The sequence below is a fragment of the Thioalkalivibrio thiocyanodenitrificans ARhD 1 genome, assembly GCF_000378965.1.
Classification (GTDB): Bacteria; Pseudomonadota; Gammaproteobacteria; order Ectothiorhodospirales; family Ectothiorhodospiraceae; genus Thioalkalivibrio_A; species Thioalkalivibrio_A thiocyanodenitrificans.
The window spans coordinates 32,032-39,603 of sequence record NZ_KB900538.1 but is presented as its reverse complement, the minus strand read 5'-3'; the positions used below and the strand labels follow the sequence as shown (position 1 = coordinate 39,603).

At 55.2% G+C, this 7,572-nt stretch carries 5 protein-coding genes, 2 pseudogenes and 1 other annotated feature; of the genes and pseudogenes, 3 read left to right on the top strand and 4 right to left on the bottom strand.

The window, feature by feature from the left end:
- Positions 1-69 precede the first annotated feature (69 nt).
- Both THITHI_RS0118170 and THITHI_RS19660 read left to right on the top strand, forming a co-directional pair.
- Positions 70-2,193: a P-loop ATPase, Sll1717 family gene (locus THITHI_RS0118170; RefSeq protein WP_156820715.1), complete on the top strand. Its 2,124-nt coding sequence runs from the start codon at positions 70-72 to the stop codon at positions 2,191-2,193.
- A gap of 71 nt (positions 2,194-2,264) precedes the next feature.
- Positions 2,265-3,224: pseudogene (locus THITHI_RS19660) on the top strand (IS5 family transposase).
- Between the two features lie 147 nt (positions 3,225-3,371).
- On the opposite strand, the gene THITHI_RS20725 reads toward THITHI_RS19660, so the two are convergent.
- From THITHI_RS20725 to THITHI_RS20435, 3 genes and pseudogenes are all read right to left on the bottom strand, one after another.
- On the bottom strand, positions 3,372-3,671 hold the full coding sequence (locus THITHI_RS20725) for a hypothetical protein (protein ID WP_156820714.1): 300 nt from the start codon (positions 3,669-3,671) through the stop codon (positions 3,372-3,374).
- A 554-nt stretch (positions 3,672-4,225) separates the two neighbouring features.
- Positions 4,226-5,098, bottom strand: a complete 873-nt coding sequence (locus tag THITHI_RS0118150; protein WP_232199476.1) for a hypothetical protein — start codon at positions 5,096-5,098, stop codon at positions 4,226-4,228.
- A gap of 220 nt (positions 5,099-5,318) precedes the next feature.
- Positions 5,319-5,483 (bottom strand): annotated as a pseudogene (locus tag THITHI_RS20435) (IS3 family transposase); the annotation flags it as partial.
- Between the two features lie 258 nt (positions 5,484-5,741).
- Here THITHI_RS20435 and THITHI_RS0118135 point away from each other — a divergent pair.
- A protein-coding gene (locus THITHI_RS0118135; protein WP_156820441.1) for an IS3 family transposase occupies positions 5,742-6,970 on the top strand; the annotation gives its coding sequence in 2 pieces (ribosomal slippage) (positions 5,742-6,021 and positions 6,021-6,970; 1,230 coding nt in all).
- Positions 6,020-6,136: a sequence feature (AL1L pseudoknot), on the top strand. (Overlaps the previous gene by 117 nt.)
- Here THITHI_RS0118135 and THITHI_RS0118130 read toward each other — a convergent pair.
- Entirely contained in the window at positions 6,949-7,482 is a 534-nt protein-coding gene (locus THITHI_RS0118130; protein ID WP_018234468.1) for a hypothetical protein, read from the bottom strand. The two genes, THITHI_RS0118135 and THITHI_RS0118130, sit on opposite strands and share 22 nt — an antisense overlap.
- Positions 7,483-7,572 lie beyond the last annotated feature (90 nt).

Genomic DNA, 7,572 nt, shown 5'->3' with positions numbered 1-7,572 from the left:
CCACGGTGCTCCTGGACCATCCGCACCGCCCGCTCACGGACCTCAGGTGAAAACTTGTTTGACTTGTTCATGGCTCCATTCTCTCAAGAGTTGGAGCCTCCGCGATACCCGGGGCGGTTCATCGGGCGCAGAGTATTTCTCACGAAGTCGTCGGAATTTGAGGCAGACGACGAGCTTATTAATCGCATCGGCATCTTCGATACGCTCGGTTACGAAACCTATTCCCAAGCGCGGGAGCTGGCACGTCTAATTGCCAACATCCGCGACCTTCACCCTATAGATACAACAGCGAAGCCAAATGTAACCACTCCGGCCTATGTCCTCGAGACTCCGGTGCGTGGCGGCGCTATGTCCCACATAATCTCCCGGATAAAGAAGGCGCGGCTTTTCTATCGAAGCTTTATTCCCGCCGAAGCTGCACGATTATCGGCACCCGAGGCGATTTCCCACGTTGCGTCGTCGTATGGCGTCGTCGTACCACTTTTAGCGCCCGACCAAAAAGACGCTTCCGTTCACAACATCCGCGCGGCTTTCGTCACCGGCTTAAGCCTTGGCCTCGAACTTCCGACGCTCGTGCTACAGGATCAAGCAGCGCCGTTGGCACCCCTAGACGTACGAGATTTCGCCAAATCGTACAGCCGTCCGGAAGACCTGAAGGATTTAATACACGAGTTTTCTTTGTCGGTTTTCGAGAGAATTCAAGAGACGCAGAATCTTGATCTCCCAATCGGTAATTTGCTGAGCACCTTGACCGTTGGCGACCCCATGGCTGAGAACGAGTTTCAGACGCTGGGGGAATACTATCTTCAAACCGACGAATTCAACCGCGCCTTGCGTGGAGAAGTGAATTTGGTGGTCGGGAGAAAGGGAACGGGGAAAACAGCACTGTTCTCGCAGGTCCGCAACAGGAAGCGCGCCAATAAAAACAACATTGTCGTTGACCTAAAGCCTGAGGGTTATCAGCTGGTCAAATTAAAGGAAGACGTGCTTGACTTTCTTTCATCAGGTGCAAAACAGCACCTTGTGACGGCACTGTGGGAATACCTTCTTTATGCAGAGATATGTCACAAAGTTTTAGAGAAGGATCAAGAGCGCCATCTTCGCGACCATCGTTTGTATGACGGTTACGAAGAACTTGCAAAGCTGTACCGGGAAATCGCGCATGTGGCCGAAGGCGATTTTTCTGAGCGATTGCTTACGATATCCGCATCGATAGTGCAGGAATTTATGTCTCGACATAAGCAGGAAACCGGAACTACTTTAACGACCGATGAAATCACGGGGCTAATTCACGCCGCCAATATTCGAGAGCTTCGCGAAAGCCTGTCTCGTTATCTCCGCCATAAGGACGAGGTTTTACTGCTATTCGATAATTTGGATAAAGGATGGTCTAGCCATGGGCCGGCAACGGGAGACATTACGATTCTTCGCTGCCTTATCGATGCGGCGAGAAAAATACAACGGCAAATGAATCGGGAAGGGCGGGATTTTCACGCAATTGTTTTTATACGTAATGACGTGTACCAGCTTTTGATGGATGAAACTTCGGATTTCGGGAAGGAAACTCGTGCCGATTTGGATTGGAGAGATCCAGATACGCTGCGGACTATGATGTTAATGAGACTTGTGCAGAACGACTTCCCGAAGCACGCGACATTCGGCGAGGTCTGGAATGCGATCTGCGTGTCACATATTGATGGCGAGGAGACTTCACAGTTCATGATCGAAAGATCACTAATGCGTCCACGGAACTTCCTTAAGATCTTCGGAGCATCTCGAGGCTTCGCCGTCAATTTGCAGCATGACAAAATTCAGGCGGAAGACATCAAGAAAGGATTAATCGCGTATTCGAATGATTTGTTGATAGACGCAGACCAGGAGCTCACTGACATTGAGCCGAAGGCGGCCCGTCTTATGTATCAATTTCTTGGCGAAGCTTCTGAGTTTTCGAGTGATGATCTTCGAATTCTCCTCGACGTCAATGGACTGAGCAGAGAGGAGATTGGACACGTAATAGAGTTTCTCCTGTACTACGGATTCTTGGGAATTCGCTACGCTGACAACGACCCACAATACATTTACGACGTCGGTTACAACATGGAAATTCTAAAGACTCGAATCCAAAAGAACCTAAACGCCATTACTTATACATTTAATCCCGCTTTCTGGCCGGCCCTACACATCCAGCACTAAGGAACCTCTGATTAAGCCCCCATGGCATGGGATAATCGTCGAACCACGATAGCGGAGCAACAGGGCGAACGATGAAACAGTGGGGCTTGAACGATTCGGGCTTTGTGAAACACCCGAAATAAGACTCGCAAGGCGCAGTTTCTGGCCGAGATGAATCAGTTGGTGCCTTGGTTGCGGCTGGTGGCGCTGATTGAGCCTCACGATCCCAAGCCCGGCAATGGGCACCGCCCGATCCCGCTTGAGACGATGCCGCGCGTCCACTTCACGCAGCAGTGGTTCGCCGCCTACGCGGACCCGGCCATGGAAGAAGCGCTGCACGATATCCCGCTGCTGCGCGAGTTTGCGGGCCTCGACGCCACTGTGGAGGCCATTCCCGACGAGACCACCATTTGTAAGTTCCGCCATCTGCTCGAACGCCAGGGCCTGACAGGCGCGTTGTTCGAAGAGATCAACGGCTTGTTGGGCGAGCGCGGCCTGATCCTGCGCAAGGGCACCATGGTCGATGTCACCCTAATTGCCGCGCCGACCTCCACGAAGAACGCCCAAGGCAAGCGCGACCCCGAAATGAGTTCGAGCAAGAAGGGCAACCAGTGGTACTTCGGCATGAAGGCTAATGTGGGCGTGGATACCGCCCACGGCCCACGGGCTGGTGCACACGGTGGTAAGCACAGCGGCGAAGGTGTCGGATGTCTCGATCACCGATGAGTTGCTGCACGGCGAGGAGTGCGAGGTGCACGGAGAAAAGGGCTATACGACCCGCGAGCGCAACCTCTCGGCGAGTGATCCGGCCAGCGGTCCGCTGTGGTGCTTTCCGTACAAGCGTCACCGGGGCAAGCACCTACCATCGTCCAGTCACTGCCCATTGGATGGGGTCCACCTCTGAGCACCCGTTTCGGGTCATCAAGCGCTAGTTCGGACATACCAAGGTGCGCTACCGGGGGCTGGCCAAGAACACGGCTCAGCTAACCATGCTGTTTGCGCTGTCGAATCTGTGCCTGGTGAGGCGCCAGTTGTTGCGAGAGACGGGGTAAGTGCGCCCAGTGGCCGGGGATTGGCCGGTAATCGGGCTCGAACCGGTCAATAGAACAGCGTATCCAGACCGAATTTGGACGAGGAAACGATGTGTCGGCCTTTATACGCTCCACCCGATCGCTCGACATCACTTAATCGGACGTCCCTTAGTTTCGTTCGATAGTAGGATTAAGGTATTCAGAAAAGATGTATCTCTTCGGACTAGGCCTGTTATTCTCAACTCTTTCCTCCTCTCGGCGATTGAGTTCTTCAAGCAAGGCTTTCTTCATAACAAGTTCATATTCTGGCACATCTTCTGTATGCATTAGTCGATCGCCAGGGCAGGGGCGATCAGATTCAGAATGCAGGAATAACCATTGCTCCATTTTCTCGAATCTATTCCACCATTTAGCCGCTAACCAAGCTTCCTGCATAAGCCATAACTCTCGCACGGTTAACCCTTTCACAGCACACCTCCCGGAAGCCCAACTCAAACAAAATCAGGTATAGCAATATAGGACAATGGAACAGATCGTGTTTCGCACTAAAAAATAGATCTGTCACCGATCTCGTTTCTGATGTTTCGGTTCACAAAGCGCACAAGTACGTTATCGAAGTAAGACCCCATGCTGCCGTCGACGGTTTGACAGATCCTCAATCTTGTATCTGCCATCACCCCGACTTTCCACGATCGAGTACGAAACCTCCGCGTCGTCGTCGCCCCCGGGATACGGGAGGTTGGTCCTCACACAGCCTCGAACGGAGGACTGGCTCAAAAACACCGCAGCCACTGTGTCATCACCGTTAAGCTCGGTCATAAGCTGGCCAAAACACCTCTCGGGAACTCGCCCCTCGGACGTCACGAAGTACCCATCCGAGACCGTGTATTCCGTGCCGTGTGCAATCGCCGCGAGCAGCAACAGCATTGCCCCAATAATCAACCGGCGTTTGACCATTGCTCTCCCCGATTCCGCCACATAAAAGAACTTCCGACAGGTATCCGCTGGCTCTACACGACCTGTCACGGACTACGCGGAAACACATAATGCATTCGATATATGTTGTCCAGAACCTCCCTTGCTAAGGCCCTGGCTTCCTCCCTGGAATGGTTGAACTGCTCTTCATAGAGTAAGGCAAGAGCACTCTCGGCTACCGGATACTGTGCCTTGATCTGCTCGTAAAGACCTCTGTTCCAGTCGTCCATGTCCGCCCACGCCTTTAAGCCGCGATCTACCTGTGCCGTCGTGTTGTACGGCTCCCTTCTCACCCAAGGCCGGAGAACCGCCTCTGCCCAAGCAGTCTGCGTGGCCCGTTTGATACGATGAATGGGGGCAACGTTACCCCATCTTGTATCATAGCCCAGCGTCATAACGAGGAGTTCCGCCAAAGCCCTTACGGGCTCCGGTAAGAGAAGAAAAGTATCGTCAACATCGGGCCCGAACTCGATTTGGCAAACCAGTTCCGCGCCGTTAGAAGAGAATGAGAACACAGTCCAAGTACCAGAATAGTGTTTGGGAGGGCCGACATAGAAAACCCACCACTGATCATCATCATCCGCCGAAAGGACAAGGGGAGATCGCCACGCCCCGCTGATGAACGCGGTATCCACGTCGCTAACATTACGATGCTGCTCGAAATGGTCCCAGAAGGCCTCGATCGAGAGGTCTGCGGGCCACGCGAACAGGTTGAAGATATCACCACGCCATCCCACCGGCGTTTCATGCAGAACGAAGCGATAGTTGCCATGGGGGCTCTTCTGCCAGTAGGTGTTGCCCCGATAAGAGTAGCGATTCCGAATCTTGTCGATAACATCGGGATCGGCCTGCAAGGCATCACCGCCCGTCAAATCAACCTCTGTGGGACCAAGAATGATGTCCCGGGTGAATAACTGCATAGCAGCGTACTCGTCTCTGATGGAGGACGTTGAACGATGGGTGGCAAGGGCAACCTCTCCGACTTCACGACAGACTGAACTGTCTTCCCCAAGCGTGATCTTGGGCCATGCGTTCACGGACAGGGAGAAGAGGATTCCACTGAGCGTGAGGGTCGCCAGAAACAGCTTTTGCATTGAGAGAACCCCGGCTGATCGTTGAGACGGACGGATGAGTTAAGAGTAATTGCTTCTGCTTAGCCGCCTCAAGAGGCCGCCTGCGGCGCAGGTTGTGGAAGCGCTCAATGTAGTCGAACACGTCGGCCCTGGCCTCGGCGCGGGTCTGATAGATTCGGCGATTGACCCGTTCGCGTTTCAGCAGCCCGAAGAAGCCTTCCATTGAGGCGTTGATCCGCATCAGGCGGGCCACACGGTTCCGTCCACAGGGGCCTGCCCCCCGGGGGCACTAGGGAAAGGACCACAAAGAAGTGGCCGGGGAAACCCCGGCCACTGAATTGACAGCTCAGAAGGTGAATTCGTCCAGTCTGTCAGACACCTGCGTCACATCTACACGAGCGGATAACAATGACTTACTCGTCGCCTCTTCGTAAGCAATATGAACCGCCCCGGGTATCGCGGAGGCTCCAACTCTTGAGAGAATGGAGCCATGAACAAGTCAAACAAGTTTTCACCTGAGGTCCGTGAGCGGGCGGTGCGGATGGTCCAGGAGCACCGTGGGGAGTACCCGTCGCTGTGGGCGGTTGTGGAGTCGATAGCCCCAAAGATCGGCTGCGTGCCACAGACGCTGCTGGAGTGGGTCAGGCGAGCGGAGATTGATGCGGGTGCGCGGCCAGGCATGACCACGGCCGAGACGCAGCGCATCAAGGACCTGGAGCGCGAGAACAAGGAGTTACGGCGCGCCAATGAGATCCTGCGTACCGCCAGCGCTTTTTTCGCGCAGGCGGAGCTCGACCGCAAACTGAAGTCGTAAACGCCTACATCGATCAGCACCGGGACGCCTATGGGGTCGAGCCGATCTGCAAAGTGTTGCAGGTTGCCCCATCGGCCTACCGGCGCCATGCGGCCCGGCGGCGCAATCCGGATCTGCGCAGTGCCCGGGCCAAGCGCGATGAGCGGCTGGTTCCACACATTGAGCGTGTCTGGGAGGCCAACCTCCAGGTCTACGGCGCCGACAAGGTCTGGAAGCAACTCAACCGCGAAGGTGTTTCCGTGGCGCGCTGTAGCGTGGAGCGGCTCATGCGCCGCCTGGGCTTGCAGGGGGCACGCCGTGGCAAGACGGTTCGCACCACCGTGGCGGACCGATCGGCGCCATGTCCGTTGGATCGGGTTAATCGGCAGTTCCAGGCCGAGCGCCCCAACCAGCTCTGGGTGTCGGACTTCACCTACGTTTCGACCTGGCAGGGATGGCTGTACGTGGCCTTCGTTGTCGACGTCTTCGCACGGCGCATCGTGGGATGGCGCGTCAGCTGCACCATGACCACGGACTTCGTGCTCGATGCCCTGGAGCAGGCGCTCTACGCTCGGCAGCCCGAGCATAACGATGCCCTGATCCATCACTCCGACCGCGGGTCGCAATACGTCAGCATTCGCTACACGGAGCGACTTTCCGAAGCCGGTATCGAGCCGTCGGTCGGCAGCCGTGGCGACAGCTACGACAATGCCTTGGCCGAGACCATCAACGGCCTGTACAAGGCGGAACTGATCCATCGCCGCGGCCCCTGGAGGTCCAGGGAGTCGGTGGAGCTGGCGACGCTGGAATGGGTGTCCTGGTTCAATCATCAGAGGTTGATGGAGCCCTTGGGGTATATTCCGCCGGTGGAAGCTGAGGCAAACTACTATCGGCAACTCGCCAGTCAGGCCGTAATGGCGGCTTGACTTAAACCAACCAGCCTCCGCAATTCCCGGGGCGGTTCAATAACAACCAACTGCTTCACCTCATAGTCTGCCGCGTGGATGTTTCGTGGGAGCCACACAGACCATTCGGGGTCTCGCCTAACTACATCTAGAGCGCGATCGACGTCCCGCGCAAGCGAATCTGTAGAGGCATAATAGTCCTCCATACTCAGTTGATCGGCCGCAAGCAGTACAGCGACACGAGGCACATTGAGAAATCTTGCACACGATGTCGAGAACTCATACGAGATTGCTCTTGTGCTACGAACCCCGCGCTTCAGCTGCTCAAGATAGCCAAGCGTGACCTTCAGCAGACTCGCCAGCCCGGGTGTATCGAGCCCTTGTCGTGCTGCTTCCTCAAACAGCCAGCTAACTAAGGGAAGATTCTCACGGCGGACCTTCTCCCGTACACTCTGGGTAATCAACTTCTCCCTTCGAACAATGTCTTGCCACGGGTCATTGCACGTGTGCGGAGTCACGTCGTAATGCTTCATTTTTGATCTCCTTTGAGAGTTTCTACACATTAGATGAGGTTGCCCTCGACTCGTATAGCTAATCTCACTGGCAGATTTGCACAGAGAATG